19 protein-coding genes and 1 pseudogene are annotated in these 17819 nt (G+C 54.3%); 10 read left to right on the plus strand and 10 right to left on the minus strand.

Annotated elements, in window-relative coordinates:
* The first annotated feature begins 21 nt into the window (after window positions 1-21).
* Window positions 22-729, plus strand: a complete 708-nt coding sequence (gene hda / locus KWG64_RS00520; protein ID WP_104924777.1) for a DnaA inactivator Hda — start codon at window positions 22-24, stop codon at window positions 727-729.
* Window positions 730-788: 59 nt separating this feature from the next.
* Here the strand turns inward: hda and arsC are convergent, their stop codons facing one another.
* Both arsC and KWG64_RS00530 read right to left on the minus strand, forming a co-directional pair.
* Entirely contained in the window at window positions 789-1145 is a 357-nt protein-coding gene (arsC, locus tag KWG64_RS00525) for an arsenate reductase (glutaredoxin) (protein WP_218520632.1), read from the minus strand.
* 26 nt (window positions 1146-1171) lie between these two features.
* A pseudogene (locus KWG64_RS00530) lies at window positions 1172-2548 on the minus strand (M48 family metalloprotease); the annotation flags it as partial.
* A gap of 420 nt (window positions 2549-2968) precedes the next feature.
* On the opposite strand from KWG64_RS00530, the gene KWG64_RS00535 reads away from it, so the two are divergent.
* Window positions 2969-4033, plus strand: coding sequence for an AI-2E family transporter (locus KWG64_RS00535; protein WP_218520633.1), 1065 nt, complete (start codon window positions 2969-2971; stop codon window positions 4031-4033).
* A 109-nt stretch (window positions 4034-4142) separates the two neighbouring features.
* On the opposite strand, the gene bcp is transcribed toward KWG64_RS00535, so the two are convergent.
* Complete coding sequence (gene bcp, locus KWG64_RS00540; protein WP_195823609.1) at window positions 4143-4610, minus strand: thioredoxin-dependent thiol peroxidase; 468 nt, start codon at window positions 4608-4610, stop codon at window positions 4143-4145.
* 25 nt (window positions 4611-4635) lie between these two features.
* Window positions 4636-5202 (minus strand): glycine cleavage system transcriptional repressor, encoded by a 567-nt coding sequence (locus KWG64_RS00545; protein ID WP_152327942.1) that lies wholly within the window; start codon window positions 5200-5202, stop codon window positions 4636-4638.
* Between the two features lie 145 nt (window positions 5203-5347).
* Here KWG64_RS00545 and dapA point away from each other — a divergent pair, with 145 nt between their 5' ends.
* The 7 genes from dapA to ypfH all read left to right on the plus strand — a co-directional run bounded on the left by dapA (window position 5348) and on the right by ypfH (window position 12576).
* Window positions 5348-6229, plus strand: a complete 882-nt coding sequence (gene dapA, locus KWG64_RS00550; protein ID WP_152327943.1) for a 4-hydroxy-tetrahydrodipicolinate synthase — start codon at window positions 5348-5350, stop codon at window positions 6227-6229.
* A gap of 16 nt (window positions 6230-6245) precedes the next feature.
* A complete protein-coding gene (gene bamC / locus KWG64_RS00555; RefSeq protein WP_195823608.1) occupies window positions 6246-7325 on the plus strand; it encodes an outer membrane protein assembly factor BamC in 1080 nt (359 codons plus the stop codon).
* Between the two features lie 56 nt (window positions 7326-7381).
* On the plus strand, window positions 7382-8095 hold the full coding sequence (purC, locus tag KWG64_RS00560) for a phosphoribosylaminoimidazolesuccinocarboxamide synthase (protein WP_015698209.1): 714 nt from the start codon (window positions 7382-7384) through the stop codon (window positions 8093-8095).
* 226 nt (window positions 8096-8321) lie between these two features.
* A complete protein-coding gene (locus tag KWG64_RS00565) occupies window positions 8322-9200 on the plus strand; it encodes a neutral zinc metallopeptidase (protein WP_195814254.1) in 879 nt (292 codons plus the stop codon).
* A gap of 114 nt (window positions 9201-9314) precedes the next feature.
* On the plus strand, window positions 9315-9767 hold the full coding sequence (locus KWG64_RS00570; RefSeq protein WP_101075569.1) for a DUF441 domain-containing protein: 453 nt from the start codon (window positions 9315-9317) through the stop codon (window positions 9765-9767).
* 10 nt (window positions 9768-9777) lie between these two features.
* A complete protein-coding gene (locus tag KWG64_RS00575; protein ID WP_218520634.1) occupies window positions 9778-11817 on the plus strand; it encodes a tRNA(Met) cytidine acetyltransferase TmcA in 2040 nt (679 codons plus the stop codon).
* Between the two features lie 108 nt (window positions 11818-11925).
* Window positions 11926-12576, plus strand: a complete 651-nt coding sequence (gene ypfH / locus KWG64_RS00580) for an esterase (RefSeq protein WP_152327947.1) — start codon at window positions 11926-11928, stop codon at window positions 12574-12576.
* A gap of 67 nt (window positions 12577-12643) precedes the next feature.
* On the opposite strand, the gene KWG64_RS00585 is transcribed toward ypfH, so the two are convergent.
* The 6 genes from KWG64_RS00585 to KWG64_RS00610 all read right to left on the minus strand — a co-directional run bounded on the left by KWG64_RS00585 (window position 12644) and on the right by KWG64_RS00610 (window position 17532).
* Window positions 12644-13744: a phosphoserine transaminase gene (locus KWG64_RS00585; protein ID WP_218520635.1), complete on the minus strand. Its 1101-nt coding sequence runs from the start codon at window positions 13742-13744 to the stop codon at window positions 12644-12646.
* Window positions 13745-13746: 2 nt separating this feature from the next.
* A complete protein-coding gene (locus KWG64_RS00590; protein ID WP_218520636.1) occupies window positions 13747-15018 on the minus strand; it encodes a RimK family alpha-L-glutamate ligase in 1272 nt (423 codons plus the stop codon).
* Between the two features lie 129 nt (window positions 15019-15147).
* A complete protein-coding gene (locus tag KWG64_RS00595) occupies window positions 15148-15333 on the minus strand; it encodes a YpfN family protein (RefSeq protein WP_152327950.1) in 186 nt (61 codons plus the stop codon).
* Window positions 15334-15348: 15 nt separating this feature from the next.
* Window positions 15349-16023 (minus strand): M15 family metallopeptidase, encoded by a 675-nt coding sequence (locus KWG64_RS00600; RefSeq protein ID WP_218520637.1) that lies wholly within the window; start codon window positions 16021-16023, stop codon window positions 15349-15351.
* Entirely contained in the window at window positions 16020-17147 is a 1128-nt protein-coding gene (dapE, locus tag KWG64_RS00605) for a succinyl-diaminopimelate desuccinylase (protein WP_218520638.1), read from the minus strand. Before dapE ends, KWG64_RS00600 begins: the two co-directional genes overlap by 4 nt.
* A 1-nt stretch (window position 17148) precedes the next feature.
* Window positions 17149-17532, minus strand: a complete 384-nt coding sequence (locus KWG64_RS00610) for an ArsC family reductase (RefSeq protein ID WP_218520639.1) — start codon at window positions 17530-17532, stop codon at window positions 17149-17151.
* A 199-nt stretch (window positions 17533-17731) separates the two neighbouring features.
* Between KWG64_RS00610 and ypfM the strand changes: the two genes are divergently transcribed.
* Window positions 17732-17791 (plus strand): protein YpfM, encoded by a 60-nt coding sequence (ypfM, locus tag KWG64_RS25840; RefSeq protein ID WP_152328030.1) that lies wholly within the window; start codon window positions 17732-17734, stop codon window positions 17789-17791.
* Window positions 17792-17819: the final 28 nt, after the last annotated feature.

Here is a 17819-nt window from a genome sequence, read left to right on the forward strand (position 1 = left end):
CTTCATACCGCTTTGGTTGAGGTGCTTCTGAATACGCCGGCACAGCTTTCCCTGCCACTTTATCTGCCCGATGATGAGACTTTTGCCAGTTTTCATCCGGGGGAAAACTCTTCTCTGCTTTCTGCGATTCAGACCGCATTGCATCAGGAACACGGCACGTATATCTATTTTTGGTCCCGCGAAGGCGGTGGCCGCAGCCATCTTTTACACGCTGCCTGCGCCGAATTATCGCAACGCGGTGAAGCCGTGGGTTACGTGCCTTTAGACAAGCGCGCTTATTTCGTCCCTGAAGTGCTGGACGGCATGGAGCATCTGGCGCTGGTTTGCATTGATAATATCGAAGGGATTGCCGGAGATGATGAATGGGAAGCGGCCGTTTTCCATCTTTATAACCGCATTCTCGAAACCGGTCGCACGCGCCTGTTTATTACCGGCGACCGTCCTCCGCGCCAGCTGAATCTCAGCCTGCCGGATCTCGCTTCCCGTCTCGACTGGGGGCAAATCTACAAACTCCAGCCGCTTTCCGATGAAGAAAAACTTCAGGCATTACAGCTGCGCGCCAAACTGCGCGGGTTTGAATTGCCGGAGGATGTGGGCCGTTTCCTGTTAAAACGTCTGGATCGCGAAATGCGGACATTGTTCATGACGTTAGATCAGCTCGATCGCGCCTCGATTACAGCGCAGCGGAAACTCACGATCCCGTTTGTGAAAGAAATTCTGGGGCTGTAAATCAGGGCTGACCGGAGAGGATCCGGGTTCGTGTGGCGAACCCGAATTTGACGCGGGGATTACAAAATCTCTTTCACCTGTTCCGGCGGCCGGCCTAAACGCGCTTTGCCGTTGGCAATCACAATCGGACGTTCAATCAGTTTCGGGTTTTCCACCATCGCCTGCAAAAGCTGAGCTTCACTCAGGCTTTTATCGGCCAGATTCAGCGTTTTATAAATTTCCTCGCCTTTGCGGATTAATTCCCGCGCAGAGCTGAATCCCAGCTTTTTCAGCAAACCTTGCAACGTTTCGACAGACGGAGGCGTGTCCAGATACAGGATCACTTCCGGCGTAATGCCTTCATCTTCCAGCAGTTTCAACGTTTCGCGACTCTTCGAGCAGCGCGGATTGTGATAAATCGCAACTTCACCTGACATAACTTTCTCCCTGATAGATTCAGACATCAGCCTTTCTGATACTGACGGAAACGCCCCTGCAACTGGCGGAGCTGATCAATACGTGCGTCGTAACGGGCCTGTTCCAGGCTGCCTAATTTCTGCAATGCGCTGGCATTACTCAGCATTTCAATTGCCTGATCCAGACGCCCGACCAGCGCCATACTTTCAGCGCGCGCGGCCAGTTCCTGCGCACGCAAGCCTTGCGCGGCAGCGGCCTGAGACAATAAATCCCAGCCGTTCGGGTCGCCCGGATAATTGAACGTATAACGGTTCAGGATTTTCATGGCGTTGGCCGGTTTCGCACCTTCCAGATAGGCATTTGCCAGGTTCAGCTGCAAAACAGGGTTGGAACTGGTCGCCGCACCGGCCTGCTCCAGACGGGCGATCGCCTGCGGAGCGCGTTTGCTGTCGATGTCATTATCGGTGGACAAATCGAGCAACCATTCGTTGCCCGGATAGGTCGTCAGCAGCGGCTCAAGAATGGCGCGCGCCTGATCGAATTTTTTCGCTTTATAGAACAGCAATGCGTGGCCATATTTCGCCGCCAGCTGCTCGCGTACATTGCCGTTGCTCAGCTTTTGCAGATAGTCATCGGAAAGTGGATAGCTTTCTGAGCCGTACATCCCGAGGATACGCACTTTCGCCATCACGTAGTCCTGTGACGACTGGACGAACAGATGTGGCATCTGGTTGGCGCGGTTACGGATATCGGCCAGACGGCTGTCCGGCAGCGGGTGCGTCAGCAGCATTTCCGGCGGACGCGTCGAATAACTGGCCTGATCGGCAAGCTTTTGCAGGAATGCGGGCATGGCCTGCGGATCAAAGCCGGAACGCTGCAACACCTGGATCCCGATGCGGTCGGCTTCCTGTTCGTTGGCCTGCGTGAAGCTGATCATCCCCTGCGCGGTTCCGGCCAGCGTGCCGGTCAGCGCCGCCATCCCCATTTGCGGGCTGGCCATTGCCAGAAGAATCGATCCGAGTGCACCAACCCAGGTCAGCGGCGCGTTACGCTGCTGATCTTCCATCGCACGCGCCAGATGGCGTTGCGTTACGTGAGAAATTTCGTGCGCCATCACCGAAGCCAGCTGGCTTTCGTTATCGGTATAACGAAACAGCGAGGAGTGAAGAACCACGTTGCCGCCGAAGAAGGCAAAGGCGTTCAGCTCATCGTTATTGACGATAAAGAAATGGAAAGGCGTGCGGACGGAATACGCGTGGGCGACCAGACGTTGCCCGAGCGCGTTAATGTATTGATTCAGCAGTGGATCGTTAATCAGCGGCGTACTGGCGCGCATCTGACGGACGTAAAAATCGCCCATCTGCAATTCCTGATTAATACTGAGCGTCCCGCCTGCGGTGGTGCCGATGTCGGGAAGCTGATCGCTCGACACGGGCGCTGACGGTGAACGGGTGTTTTGGGATGAAGAACCAACGGGCGTCGACCAGAATGAACTGTCGTCGGCTCCTGCGGGGAGGACTGTGCCAGCGAACAGGCTGCCCAGGCACAGGGCGATCACCGTTTTTTTCAACCGCATTACCATAAACATTTGCTTCCCAATAAGTTAACCGCGATGCCGATAAGCATTAAGAGCCTTTCATCCATGAACTGTTGGTCACACCATTATTTTGTGACGCTTTTCTTTGCGCCGGTCTCTATAGTAGCTATCCTCGTGAGAGTTTAAAACACTCCGCAGCTACAGTTGTGTGACAACGAAATTTGAAGATAGTTACTTGTGTCTGAGCGCGCAGGGAACGAACAGCGCAAACCCGCCAGACCCGAAATTTACAGGAGTGTTTTCACGATGTTGGACATGTTATTGCAATGGTATCGCCGCCGCTTTACTGACCCGCAGGCCATCGCGCTGCTGGCTATTCTGGTGGCGGGTTTTTGTATTCTTTATTTCCTCAACGGCATTCTGGCACCGCTTTTAGTGGCGATTGTGCTGGCGTATTTACTGGAATGGCCGACGGTGCGGCTGCAACATATCGGGCTTTCGCGCACGCTGGCGGTCAGCGTAGTGCTGATTATATTTGCCGGTATTTTACTGCTCGGCATGTTTGTGGTGGCGCCGGTGACGTGGCAGCAGGGCGTTAATTTGCTGGCCGATTTGCCGAGTATGCTTAACCGTTTCTATGATTTTGCCGCCACATTGCCCAAGCGTTATCCGGCGCTGGTGGATGCGGGCATCATCGATATGATGGCCGAAAACCTGCGCAGCAAGCTGTCGGGGCTGGGCGAATCCGTAGTGAAATATTCACTGGCGTCGCTGGTCGGGTTACTGACGCTGGCGATCTACCTGATTCTGGTGCCGATGATGGTGTTCTTTTTGCTCAAGGATAAAGAGCAGATGCTGAACGCCGTGCGCCGTATCTTGCCGCGCGATCGCGGTCTGGCCGGGCAAGTCTGGGCAGAGATGAATCAGCAAATCACCAATTATATCCGCGGAAAAGTGCTCGAAATGATCATCGTGGGTGTGGCGACCTATCTGGTGTTCTGGGTTATGGACTTGCGTTATTCGCTCTTACTCGCCGTGCTGGTAGGCGTGTCGGTTCTGATCCCGTACATCGGTGCGATGCTGGTGACTATTCCGGTCGTTATTGTGGCGATGTTCCAGTGGGGGCTTGGCGCGGATTTCTGGACGCTGATTATGGCGTATCTGGTGGTTCAGGGAGTAGACGGCAACGTTATCGTGCCGCTGCTGTTCTCGGAAGCTGTAAATCTGCATCCGCTGGTGATTATTCTGTCGGTGGTGGTATTCGGCGGGTTGTGGGGATTCTGGGGCGTGTTCTTCGCGATACCGCTGGCCACACTGGTCAAGGCCGTGGTTCATGTCTGGCCGGATGAATCCCTGAACGAAACCGTTTGAGAGGGCGGCAGATTGTGGTTTAGCAGCAATAAAAAAAAGCGCGTCTGCGCTTTTTTATTTTCCACTACCGCAAGCCAACTTTGTGAAGGTGCGAAGGTGACCTTTTGGCTCAGTTACCGTTGAGGTAAGCCATCACAATGTCGTGGTGGTTGGTAGTTTTGAAGTCGTCAAAGACTTTCTCAACCTTGCCATTTCCGTCGAGCAGGAAGCTGATGCGATGGATGCCGTCGTAGGTTTTTCCCATAAAGGATTTTTCACCCCAGACGCCAAACTGTTCGCAGACCTGATGATCTTCATCGGACAGCAATGTGAAGTTCAGCAGCTCTTTTTCTGCGAAGCGTGACAGTTTTTCTGGCTTATCGGTGCTGATCCCCAGCACTTCAACGCCTGCGCTTTTCAACTGATCCATGTTGTCGCGAAGACCACAGGCCTGCACGGTGCAGCCCGGCGTCATCGCTTTAGGGTAGAAATAGACCAGGACTTTCTGTCCCTGGAAGTCGGCCAGATTAATTTGTTCACCATCTTGATCGGGCAAACTAAATTGCGGCGCAGGGTCACCGGCTTTCAGTGGGCTCATTGTCTTTCTCCGTATCTCTTAGCTGTTACTGCAGTTTATCTTCATTCTCAGAATAACTAACGACATTAATACTGCCTTGCGCTTTCAGTTCTGTACATAGCTGATGGAACGCTTGCTCAATAATTGCCGGGTCGGTATTGGCGGCACTGTGCGCGGTCATCTGAATAGATAACTGTGCGGGCGTGGTCGCATCGGCCGGACGTGTTTTTGACGCAAGTTCGGCGATATTCATCTGATGTGTATCGAATAAATCAGTAAAACGCTCAATCAGATGAGGGGAGTCTTTGACATCCACTTTTACCCAAACCGTAGCAGGCATCGGCGGGCGTTCATGTGCGCTGGTACGCTTCATCACGATCAATAATTCCAGCTCTGCGCCTTTTTGCGGCAGGGTGGATTCAATCAGCGTGATGGCATTCCAGCTGCCGGAAAGCAGCATAATAAACGTAAATTCATCGCCGAGCATCGCCAGACGGCTGTCTTCGATATTACAGCCGCAGCTGCTGACCTGACGGGTGATGGTGTTCACGATACCCGGACGATCGGCACCTAATGCGGTAATAACCAGATAATGTTGTTGTGGCTGCGGCAAATTGTGTCTTCCTGTCGTGCTTGGGAGTATTCCCAAGGTAAACATAAAAAAAACCGCCGGACAAGCGCTTACCGCTCGTTGTTTGCTTGCTTTTGCAGTGGTGTCAAAAGTACCATGAGTGACCTGTTTGTGGAGGGGAAGGTCAATGTTTACGGGAAGTATTGTTGCACTGGTTACGCCGATGGACACCAAAGGTGCTGTCGATCGCGCGAGTCTGAAAAAACTGATTGATTATCATGTGTCCAGTGGTACTGCGGCGATCGTTTCCGTTGGCACGACCGGTGAGTCGGCAACGTTAAGCCATGAAGAGCACGGTGACGTGGTTCTTCAGACGCTGGAACTGGCCGATGGACGCATTCCTGTTATCGCCGGGACCGGGGCAAATGCCACCGCCGAAGCGATTTCTCTTACACAACGCTTTGAAAATAGTGGCGTTGTTGGCTGCCTGACGGTCACTCCCTATTACAACCGCCCGACGCAGGAAGGCCTGTATCAGCATTTTAAAGCGATTGCTGAAAACACGTCTCTGCCGCAAATTCTCTATAACGTGCCTTCACGTACCGGCTGCGATATGTTGCCGCCGACCATCGCGCGTTTAGCAAAATTGAAGAATATTGTTGCTGTTAAAGAGGCAACAGGGAACTTAAGTCGTGTTAGTCAGATCCAAGTGCTGGTTGATGATGAAGATTTCATTCTGCTGAGCGGCGATGACGCCAGTGGTCTGGACTTTATGCAGCTCGGCGGTAAGGGCGTTATTTCCGTCACTGCCAACGTAGCTGCCCGTGAAATGGCTCAACTGTGTGAGCTGGCGGCCTCCGGTAACTTTGCCGAAGCACGTCGCCTGAATCAGCGCCTGATGCCGTTGCATCAGCATTTGTTTGTAGAAGCAAACCCAATCCCGGTGAAATGGGCCTGTAAGGCACTGGGTTTGATGGCAACCGATACTCTGCGTCTGCCTATGACGCCGTTAACAGATGCTGCCCGTCCGGTCGTGGAAGAAGCATTAAAAAGCGCCGGTTTGCTGTAACTCTTAGGAAGATTTGATGGCCTCTTTATTTGACAAGAATAGTTTCCAGATGACCCATTTGCAGAAGTCTGCCGTAGCAAAAGTGGTCGGGGTTTCCCTGATTATGTTGCTGGCCGCTTGTTCAAGCGATCAACGTTATAAGCGCCAGGTAAGCGGCGATGAATCCTATCTGGACGCCGCTGCGCTGCATGAGCTGAAAGCGCCAGCGGGCATGATTTTACCGGTTCAGAACGGTACGTATGAAATTCAGGCCGGTTCAATGCAGGGCGCTGTCGGTAAACAACTCGACATTCGTCCGCCGTCCCAGCCTCTGGCCTTACTGAACGGTTCTCAGACCCAGTTCTCTGGCGATAGCAGCACCGTGCTGCTGGAAAACACGCCGCAAAACCGCGACCTGTGGAACAGCGTAGTGAAAGCCGTTGAGCAAAATAATTACAAAATTGCTAACCGTGATGATGCTAACCAGACTCTGACCACAGATTTCGTTAACTGGAATCGTGCGGATGAAGACTTCCAGTATCAGGGCCGTTATCAGATCAGCGTGAAACAGCAGAGCTACCAGTTAGCGCTGACCGTGAAAACGCTTGAGCTGAAACAGCAGGATAAAGCGGTCACAACAACCGCTGAAATCCAGCGTTACAACAGCCAGATGATGAACGCCATCACGGCGAATCTGGATAAAGTGCAGCAGGATACTCAGGCACGCCTCGACAACCGTCGTGTGGGTGAGATTGATGTCCAGAGCGGCGCGGATGATACCGGTTTACCGGTGCTGATCGTTCGTTCAACGTACGGCGTAGTGTGGGATCGCCTGCCGAATGCCCTGGCGAAAGCCGGCATGAAAGTCACCGACAGCAGCCGTCCGCAGGGTACATTGTCCGTGACCTACAAACCACTGAACGACGACGCGTGGCAGACACTGGGTGCGAAAGATCCGGGCCTCACTTCCGGTGATTACAAAATTCAGGTCGGCGACCTCGATAACCGTAGTAGCTTGCAGTTCCTTGATCCGAAAGGACATGCTCTCAGCCAGTCGCAAAACGACGCGATGGTGGCGGTCATGCAGGCCGCGTTTAGCCAGAGCAGCGCAAAATAATACCAAGGGGCTCCGGCCCCTTTTTACATCTGTTTTTTCCACTGGAGTAAGTAAAGATGCAAAAGTTAGCTGAGTTGTATCGCGGCAAGGCGAAAACCGTCTACACCACCGAAAACCCGGACCTGCTGGTACTGGAGTTCCGTAACGATACGTCAGCACTGGATGGTCAGCGTATTGAGCAGTTCGACCGTAAAGGCATGGTTAACAACAAATTTAACCATTTCATCATGGCTAAGCTGGAAGAAGCGGGTATCCCAACGCAAATGGAACGCCTGTTGTCTGACACCGAAGTGCTGGTGAAAAAACTGGATATGGTCCCGGTTGAATGCGTTATCCGTAACCGTGCTGCGGGTTCGCTGGTAAAACGTCTGGGCATTGAAGAAGGTCTGGAACTGAACCCGCCGTTGTTCGATCTGTTCCTGAAAAACGACGCGATGCATGACCCGATGGTCAATGAGTCTTACTGCAAGACCTTTGGCTGGGTAAACGAGGAAAACCTCGCGCGCATGAAAGAGCTGAGCTACAAAGCGAACGACGTTCTGAGCAAACTGTTTGACGATGCCGGTCTGATCCTGGTCGATTTCAAACTGGAGTTCGGTCTGTTCAACGGTGAAGTGGTGCTGGGTGATGAATTCTCCCCGGACGGCAGCCGCCTGTGGGATAAAGAAACCCTGAACAAGATGGACAAAGACCGTTACCGCCAGAGCCTCGGTGGCCTGATCGAAGCGTACGAAGAAGTTGCGCATCGCATCGGTGTAAAACTGGACTAAGCGACCGCTATTTTTTTAGCGGGGCTGCGCAATCGTTTACGCGGTGCAGCCCGGTGTTCAACGGGTGATGAAAATCATCACCCGCTCTTTTCTTTACGTTTTATTTTCCCTTTTCCTCACTGTTTTATTTCATTTAAATATTCCTCGCCTAAAATTACGTCCCTTCGCAGATGGTATTAATCGTGTGCGCTGGCTAGTCTTTAAAAAAACAGTCCGGAGGTGGGGTATGCGTTGGCAAGGGCGTCGCGAAAGCGACAATGTAGAAGACAGACGCGGAGAAGGATCTAACGGCGGGCCGGGAATGGGCGGTGGCGGAATGCGCCTGCCTATCCGTGGCAAAAGCGGCATCGTGATTATTATCGTCGTGCTGGTGGCCGGTTATTACGGCATCGACCTGACGCCGCTGATTGACGGCGGTCAGTCCGGCGACATACAGCGTCAGACGCAATCGCAATCCATCAGCCCGAAAGATGACGAGCAGGCAAAATTCACGTCCGTGATCCTCGCGTCAACAGAAGACACCTGGAAAGAAATTTTCCAGAAAGAGGGGATGACTTACCGCGAGCCGAAACTGGTGATGTACCGCGGCTCAACCCGAACCGGCTGTGGCACCGGTCAGTCGGTCATGGGGCCATTTTATTGCCCGGCGGACAGCACGGTTTACATCGATCTGTCTTTCTATCAGGATTTGCAGAATAAGCTCGGCGCGGGCGGCGATTTTGCGCAGGGTTATGTGGTTGCGCACGAAGTCGGCCACCATGTGCAAAACCTTCTGGGCACCGAGCGCAAAGTTCGTCAGATGCAGCAGGGCGCTTCGCAAACCGTGGTGAATCAGCTTTCCGTAAAAATGGAACTTCAGGCTGACTGTTATGCCGGTGTCTGGGGCCACGCGATGCAGCAGCAAAACGTCCTGGAAGAAGGCGATTTAAAAGAAGCGCTGGATGCCGCGCAGGCGATCGGCGATGACCGTTTGCAGCAGCAAAGTCAGGGGCGCGTCGTGCCGGACAGCTTTACGCACGGCACGTCTCAGCAGCGCTACACCTGGTTTAAACGCGGGTTTGACACCGGTAATCCTGACCAGTGCAACACCTTCGCCAGCCGCTGATTAAGTGAGAATAAGCTCTGGTCTGCCAGTAAAAACTGTTCAATAATCAATGTCCGACTTTGAGAGGCTCACTGAGCCTCTCTTTCATCTGCATGTTGAACCGCTGGGAACGCCATGGCTTTTCTCGATCCAACCCTTTTAATTTTGCTCGTTTTTGCCGGTCTCGGAATTATCAGTCACAACAGTGCCGTCACTATCGCAATGTTTTTTCTCCTGACGGTGCGCATTACACCGCTCAATAATTTCTTTCCGTGGATTGAAAAATACGGCCTCACCATCGGCATTATTATTTTAACCATTGGCGTGATGGCACCGATTGCCAGCGGCAAAATCAGCGCCAGTACGGTAGTTCACTCTTTCTTTCACTGGAAATCCATTCTGGCGATCCTGGTGGGCGTGCTGGTGTCATGGCTGGGCGGACGCGGTTTGACGCTGATGGGCAGTCAGCCGCATCTGGTGGCGGGTCTGCTGGTCGGGACGGTGCTGGGCGTGGCGATGTTTAAAGGCGTTCCGGTCGGGCCGCTGATTGCGGCAGGTCTGCTGTCGATGCTGGTGGGAAAAACCTGAGCGATAACCCATGGATATTGCGCTAAAAAATACCCTGCAACAGCAGATGCTTGAACAAGGCGTTCGCCGTCTGCTGGTTTTCAGCGGCGAGGCCACGTGGTGTGCCGCACAGGCGGAGCAGTTCGCGCAAGGACAACCTGGCGACTGGGTGTGGGTCGGTGGGTATTCCCCGGCAGGCGCGCAGTCTGTGACTTTTTCTGCGGTTCACACGTTGCTGGGGCAGGAAAAACTGCACGGCATATTCGACGCGCGAACCGGGCTGAATGCCGACGCGCTGGCGGTGTTTTCCGGCATTCTGAAAGCGGGAAGCTGGCTGATTTTACTGGTGCCGGAATGGGATGAGTGGCCGCAGCGTCCTGATGCCGACAGTCTGCGCTGGAGCGAACAGCCGCAGGCGATCCCGGCCCCGCGTTTTATCCAACGTTTTCAGACTTTATTGCTTAATCATCCTGAAATTTCCGTGTGTCGCCAGAATGCGCCTTTAGCCATTTCACCCTTATCACCCGCCGTTGCGTGGACACCGCCCGACGGCCAGCCAACGCCTCAGCAGCATCTGATTTTACAACAGCTGCTGAGTGCGGACTCCGGCGTCTGGGTGCTGACGGCACCGCGCGGTCGCGGCAAATCAACGCTGGCCGGCATGCTCGCCAGCCTCTGGCCGGGCACCTGCCGGATAACCGCGCCGGGTAAAGCGTCCGCAAATCAAATCCTCAGTCATCTTCCGGAATCGGCCTGTTTTATCGCACCGGATGCCTTGCTCGCATTATGTGACGCCGGGCCGGTGACGGACGCCGACTGGCTGATAATCGATGAAGCGGCGGCGATCCCCGCACCGATGCTCATGGCGCTGATCGCGTCGTTTCCCCGCGTTTTACTTTCCACCACGGTTCAGGGCTATGAAGGCACCGGCCGCGGTTTTCTGCTGAAATTCTGCGCCTCGCTGCCGCACTGGCATGATTTACGTCTGACCGAACCGGTCCGCTGGTCAGCACGCGATCTGCTGGAGCCGTTCATCAGCGAGTTATTGCTGTTTTCGGAAGACATTCCCGCCGGAGATACCACGACAGGAACGTCCGAAATATTCTCCATCGATGCCGGCGACTGGCTGCGTGAACCTGCGCTTTTACAGCAGTTTTACGGTTTACTGACCAGCGCGCATTACCGCACCTCGCCGCTGGATTTACGCCGCCTGCTTGATGCACCGGGCATGATTTTCAGTGCCGCGCGGCAGAAAAACACACTGACCGGTGCGCTGTGGCTGGTGGAAGAGGGCGGGCTGAGTGCGGAACTGGCGCATGAAGTCTGGGCCGGAAGGCGGCGTCCGCGCGGGAATCTGGTCGCACAATCTCTTGCCGCGCACGCCGGTTTCCCGCAGGCAGCGGTTTTGCGTTCGCGCCGCATCAGCCGTATTGCTGTTCATCCGGCGTTCCGGCGTCAGGGAATTGCCAGCGAGTTGCTGATGCAGCAAAAACATAGCGCGCAGCAACAGGGGCTGGATTTTATGTCGGTCAGTTTCGGGTATACCGATGAACTCGCCGCGTTGTGGCAGCAGGCCGGTTTTCGTCTGGTGCGCGTGAGTACGCAGAAAGAGGCCAGCAGCGGATGTTACGCCGCGATGGCGCTGTTACCGTTAAGTCATGCCGGAAAGGCGCTGACGGATGCCGCAGAGTCGCAGCTCAACCGCGACTGGCGCTGGCTGGCACCGGAGATTGACCGCCAGCTGCCGCTCCCGTTAACGGGTGATTTATCATCAGATGAAGCCGACTGGCGCGAACTGGCCGGATTCGCGTTTGCGCACCGGCCGCTGGAAAGCAGTTTACCGGCGCTGAACCGCCTCTTATTGCAACTTTCCCTGCCGCTGGTCGCCCTGCGCGCTTACCTGCAACAGGGGAAAAGTGTCGCCGACATTGTGCAGATGCTGCGGCTGAATGGCCGGAAAGACCTGCTGGTCCGCTGGCGTCAGGAAACGGCGCAGGCGCTGAAAGCCACAGATGCGGCGGCGTGTGAGATTTGGCGTCAGCGGGCAATTTCTCCTCGCACTGGCGATTAAATCAACGGTTTTATTGCAAAAAATGGAAAGACTCGTTCAATAAAACCCGATTTCACTGACCGGCGGGCGGCGTATAGTAAGGCCATTAACCTACAACGGGAGAAATTCATGAGCTCAGAACAGATTATTGTCCAGCAACCGGAAGAAAGAGCTAACCAGCTGATTTTACTGTTTCATGGCGTGGGCGATAACCCGATTTCCATGGGCGAGATCGGCAAGTTTTTTGCGCTTTCTTTTCCACAGGCGCAGGTTATCAGCGTCGGCAGCCCGGACATCTGTGATTTTGGCCGTGGCTTCCAGTGGTTCTCCGTGCAGGGCGTGACTGAGCAAAACCGTCAGCCGCGTGTCGATGCGGCGATGCCCGCATTCGTCGAAATTGTCCGCGACTGGCAGCAGAAAACCGGCGTGCCGCCGGAACATACCACGCTGATTGGTTTCTCTCAGGGGACCATCATGGCGCTGGAATCCACCAAAGTGGAAGAACATCTGGCTTCGCGCATTGTGGCTTTCAGCGGACGTTTCTCCGTCCTGCCGGAAAAACCGATTTCTGCCGGTACGGTGGTGCATTTTATTCACGGTGAACAGGATCCGGTGATTAATCCGTTCCAGTCAAAAAGTGCCGCTGAGCGCCTCAAATCATTAGGCTGTGATTGCACCCTGAATCTTCAGCCGGGCATGGGCCACGGGCTGGATTCACACATGATCAATACCGCGATTGCGCATTTGAAAAACTACGAACCGAAGTCTCATCAGCACTGATTTTTACCTGTAAAAAAGCCCCCGCCTGTTGATCCGCCGGGGGCTTTTTTATTGAGATCACAGAGGCTTATTTGCGGTTATGGCGCAGGAAGTCATCCATGAAGTTGGTCAGTTTCTCTGCCGCTGGCAGTGAAAGCGCGTTGTAGATTGAGGCACGGATCCCGCCAATGGCGCGGTGACCCGCCAGACCAGAGAAACCGGCTTCATGGCTTTCTGCCAGGAATTTTTGCTCCAGCGTTTCATCCGGCAATTTAAACGCCACGTTCATCTGTGAACGGTCTTCCTTACTGCTCCAGCCTTTGTAAAATCCGTCGCTGTTATCAAGCATCGCGTACAGCAATTCGGCTTTATGGCGGTTGGTTTGGGCCATATTTTCCAGGCCACCCACGTCGTTGAGCAGCCAGCGGGTGACCAGCAGAACCACGTAAATCGCAAAGACCGGCGGTGTATTCAGGTTGGAATGGGATTCAACCTGACGGCGGTAGTTGAGAAAGGTCGGCAGTTCGTCGGAAGACGCTTTCACTACGGTGTCATGCACCAGCACGATAGTCACACCGGCCGGGCCGATGTTTTTCTGGGCGTGAGCGTAAATCACTGAGAATTTATTGGCATCGCACGGTTTTGACAGGAAATCAGAGGACATATCGCAGACGCGCGGCACATCGTCGCGGCCCACAACGCGCTGGAATTGCAGCCCTTCCACGGTTTCGTTCGAAACGTAATGCAGATACGGTGCGTCCGGTGAAAAGTCCAGTTCGTCATCAGATGGCAGACGGTTAAAACCACAGGACTCACCGCTCCACAGCACTTTTACCGGGCCTTCGCGACGCGCTTCGGTCACCACCTTGCTGCTCCAGTAGCCGGTATCCAGATATTCAGCCGCATGTTTCTGGCCGCGAAGTAATGTCATCGGCACCATGGAAAACTGCTGCGTGGCGCCGCCTTGCAGAAACAGAATATGAAAATCCTTAGACAAGCCGAGCAGGGTACGGATGTTGTTTTCCGTTTCTTCGACGACGGCAGCGAACCAGTCTGAGCGGTGGCTGATCCCGAGGATCGACAGACCAACCTCCGGCACTTCTTTGATGGCGGCCTCGACCTGCGCCAGAACCGTTTCCGGCAATGCGCCGGGGCCACCAGAGAAATTCAGGGCGTTACGTGAAATCATGTTTATTCTTGTCCTGTTAGCGCATCAGCGGAAGTGTCGGCGTGCGCAAAGGCACGGGATAACAGCAACTCGCGGCATGCTGTTTTAACTTTATTCATATGGATTTGTTTGTGCGGGAACATGACTTCCAGATCCATGGCGTGAACCACCATTGCCGGGTCAATTTCAAAGACCAGCAACGAGCCGTCGGGCGCTTCGCTGCAATCAATCCCGACATAATCGAGTTGAGTTGTGTCATAAATGGCCTTCAGTGCGGCCTGGTGGCGCGCGGCGAATTCGTGGAAACTCGTCAGGAAAGCCGCTTCTTCTTCACGTTTTTTGTGATCTTCATACATCGCCGCGTTGACGTAATGCACCATCCAGTGCGATGAAATAGCCATATGGCAGGCGTAAGGTTTACCGTCGATCAGCGATATGCGGTACTTACGGAACTGGCCGTCCGCATTGCTGTAATCAATGAATTTCGACAGGAAATAATCTTCAACGCCAACGCGCGCAAGGTAACCTGCCAGTTCGTCCTGCCGGGTGATTTTCTCCAGACCGTGGCCGCCGTGCGAACCCGCCGGGCGCAGGATCACCGGGAAATCACTGCCCGGTAATGCATCGCTCAGCGTCATTTGCCCGCTTGCGACCGCAGTAAGCAGCGCGTGCGTCACCGGATACGCCTGCGCGATGGTGAGCCCCGGTTTGTTTTGTAAAACGCGGCTGGCGATGTGGCGTTCTGAATTCGGAATGCACTCGGGAGCGTTGATCACCGGCACCGGCCACTGGCGGGTCACGGTTTCCAGTTGTTGCAACAGGAACAGATTTTCGGTGGTCGCGCTGATGCCAATCATCAGCAGGTCATGTTCAGGAATGGGCGCCTCAAACGGCGCTTCCGGCGTGATGTAGTAATAAATCAGGTCGATGTCGCTGTTTTCCAGCAGACAGTCGAGGGGCACGTTGGCGGACAGCGTGCCGGGCACCATCAGCATCAGTAAACGCAGTCTTGCCGGTTTTTGCGCCGCGCGGAGGGTATAAACCTGCTGCATCGCCAGCGCCTGATTCTGGATAGTCAGACCCAGATCGGTGCGTTGCAGGCACAGCATCACCGTGGAAAGGTTCATCCACAAAATGGCATCATCAGGATTTTGCTGCGCACGCGTGACCAGTTCCTGCGCGATCTCGGTGCACTCGTCACCGGCTATGCTCATGCGTAAAAATGGAGCAAGCCCCAGAAATTGCGTGGCGTCGAACGTCGCCTGCTCTGGTGTCGGGGTTGTTAAAGTTGGCAAAGGACTCGTCTCTCCGTACGTCAGTTTCACGTCACATGATACTGGCCGGAGAGAGAGTCAATCGGCGGAGAATCGCTACATAATCCGCCGACTAATATTGATTAGGTTTTTTAGCCGTGCTGACCGGTGTTACTTTTTCTTCGGCCAGTCATCGTCTTTATCCCACTCGGCATTGTTGTCGCGATGCGGTGGAAGTTCAGGTTTATCTTTCAGGTATTTCTTCACATCCACACGGCGTAACTCTTTCATCCCGCTGATAAACATGCCGATCAGAATGATCAGAACGATCCACCAGTAATCTTTAATCCACTCCATGGCGTGCTCCTTAATTTATGTAGGGTTTAGGGCGATAAAACGCGGAAAAATTGTCGCTATCTCACTGATGACCCAGTCAGAACCGGCGATATCCTGGCCCTGCCACGCGCTGATAAGCACCTCCGGCGTCAGCTGTGATTCGCATTGCTGTGCCAGAGGGCGATAACTCAGGTGCCAGGGTTCAACGGCAACGCCGCCACGATCCTGCGCAAAAGGCCGGTAAAAGCCAAACGCTTCCATGTGCGCCGACATCCAGAGGTTCAGCGGATGAAAATAGCCGTTTTCCTCGTATTCCCACGGCTCCAGTTGCAGTGTCCGGCCTTCCGGCAGCAGAGACGGATCGTAAACATCCAGATCGCTGCCCCAGTGGTGGCGGCTTGCGCCCGGCAGTGCCGACCAGCGCAGGATCAGTTCACAACGTTCAGCGGCAGACAACGTGCTGATGTCCACCGGCTGGCTGTTCTTATCTAATACTGGTCGCTCGCCGCGAAATTTGCCATTCCAGATGGCCTGCTGGCGACTGAAATCACGAAAAGTACTGGCGGGCTGCAAATTAAACCCGGCCTGCGTCGCTGCTTTTTGCATTTCTGCAAAGGCACCGGCGGCGGCTTTTTGTAACCGGTGCGGGCCTTCGCCCAATGTGACCAGATGCGCGTCTGAGCGACCGGTCAGCATTTCGTGGCTGATCATGCGACTAACTGTTCCATAATGCGCTGATACATACGGCTGAGAACCTGCAAATCGGCGGCATGTACGCATTCGTTGATTTTGTGGATGGTGGCATTCACCGGCCCCAGTTCGACCACCTGAGCGCCCATCAGCGCGATGAAACGCCCGTCAGAGGTTCCGCCGGTGGTTTGCAGTTCTGGCGTGATTTCGCTGTAGTGGCGAACGGCATTCACGACGGCGTCAACCAGTTCACCGCGGGACGTCAGGAACGGCTGGCCGGACACCACCCAGTTCAGGGTGTACTGAAGATTGTGGCGATCCAGCAGTTCAGCGACGCGCTGCTTAATAATGGCATCGGTCAGTTCAGTGCTGAAGCGGAAGTTAAACTGCACATACAGCTCGCCGGGGATCACGTTATTGCTGCCGGTACCGGCATTGATATTGGCGATTTGCATGCTGGTCGGCGGGAAGAATTCGTTGCCGTTATCCCAGATCGTCGCGACCAGTTCGTTGAGCGCAGGCATTGCGCGGTGTACCGGATTATCGGCCAGATGCGGATAGGCAACGTGCCCCTGAACGCCATGCACGTGCAGGTTGGCGGTCATCGAGCCGCGACGGCCATTTTTCACAATATCGCCCACGCGGGTGGTGCTGGACGGCTCGCCGACCAGGCAAAAATCCAGGCGCTCTTTGCGTTCCATCAGGGCGTTAACCACTTTGACGGTGCCGTTCACGGCGCTGGCTTCTTCATCGGAAGTGATCAGAAACGCCAGACGGCCTTTGTGATTCGGGTTTGCTGCCACAAAACGTTCAGCCGCGACCACCATCGCCGCCAGCGAACCTTTCATATCGGCAGCGCCACGGCCATACAGCATGCCATCGCGCAGGGTTGGCTCGAACGGGCCGGTCACCCACAAATTGTGATCGCCGGTCGGTACGACGTCAGTGTGCCCGGCAAATGCCAGGGTTTTGCCTTCACCGCGTGTCGCCCAAAAATTGAGGGTATCGCCAAAATTCATTGGCTCAATATGAAAACCAATGGCCTGCAGGCGGGCAATCATAATTTCCTGGCAGCCTGCATCGTCCGGGCTGAGGGAAGGGCGGCGGATTAACTGCTGGGCTAAATCGAGAACCGGACAACTCATGTTACTTCACCTGTGCGAGAAATTGCTGATAGCTTTCTGGTTTGAATCCCAGCAGAGACTGGCCATCTGGCGCCAGTAAGAAAGGGCGTTTGATCACCGCCGGATGTTCAAGCATCACGGCTTTAGCGCTGGCTTCGTTATCACAGGCCGTGCGCGTGGCTTCATCCAGCTTGCGCCAGGTGGTGCCGCGCGTGTTGAGCATCGCTTCCCAACCCTGTTTGCTGATGAGGTTTTGCAGCAGCGCGTCGTCCAGGCCTTCAACCCGATAATCGTGGAACTGGCATTCAACGCCATTTTCTTCCAGCCAGCGGCGGGCTTTTTTGACGGTATCGCAATTTTTAATGCCGTAAAGAATAAACGTGGTTTGAGCAGACGTCGTTGCCATAAAAAAACATAACCTGTGAGTAATAAAGGAACTTTTGACCAGCGCAAAAAGCGGGACACGAATAATTCACATAATGAGGCAAAACGCGGGCAGGATCCAGACGGGGCGGGATTGTGATCGCGATTAAACAATCGCGAATGAATTTTTGCGTGTACAAAAAATAGACGTATAATGACGCCGTCCAATCAAGGGTAGAAAAATGTTAGAGCAAGAATTAGGTAACTGGAAAGACTTTATCGACCGTATGTTGAAAGCGTAATTGCCCACAGTACCAGCGACAAAGCAAA

The sequence above is a fragment of the Rahnella sp. PD12R genome (genome assembly GCF_019200965.1).
Lineage (GTDB): Bacteria > Pseudomonadota > Gammaproteobacteria > Enterobacterales > Enterobacteriaceae > Rahnella > Rahnella laticis.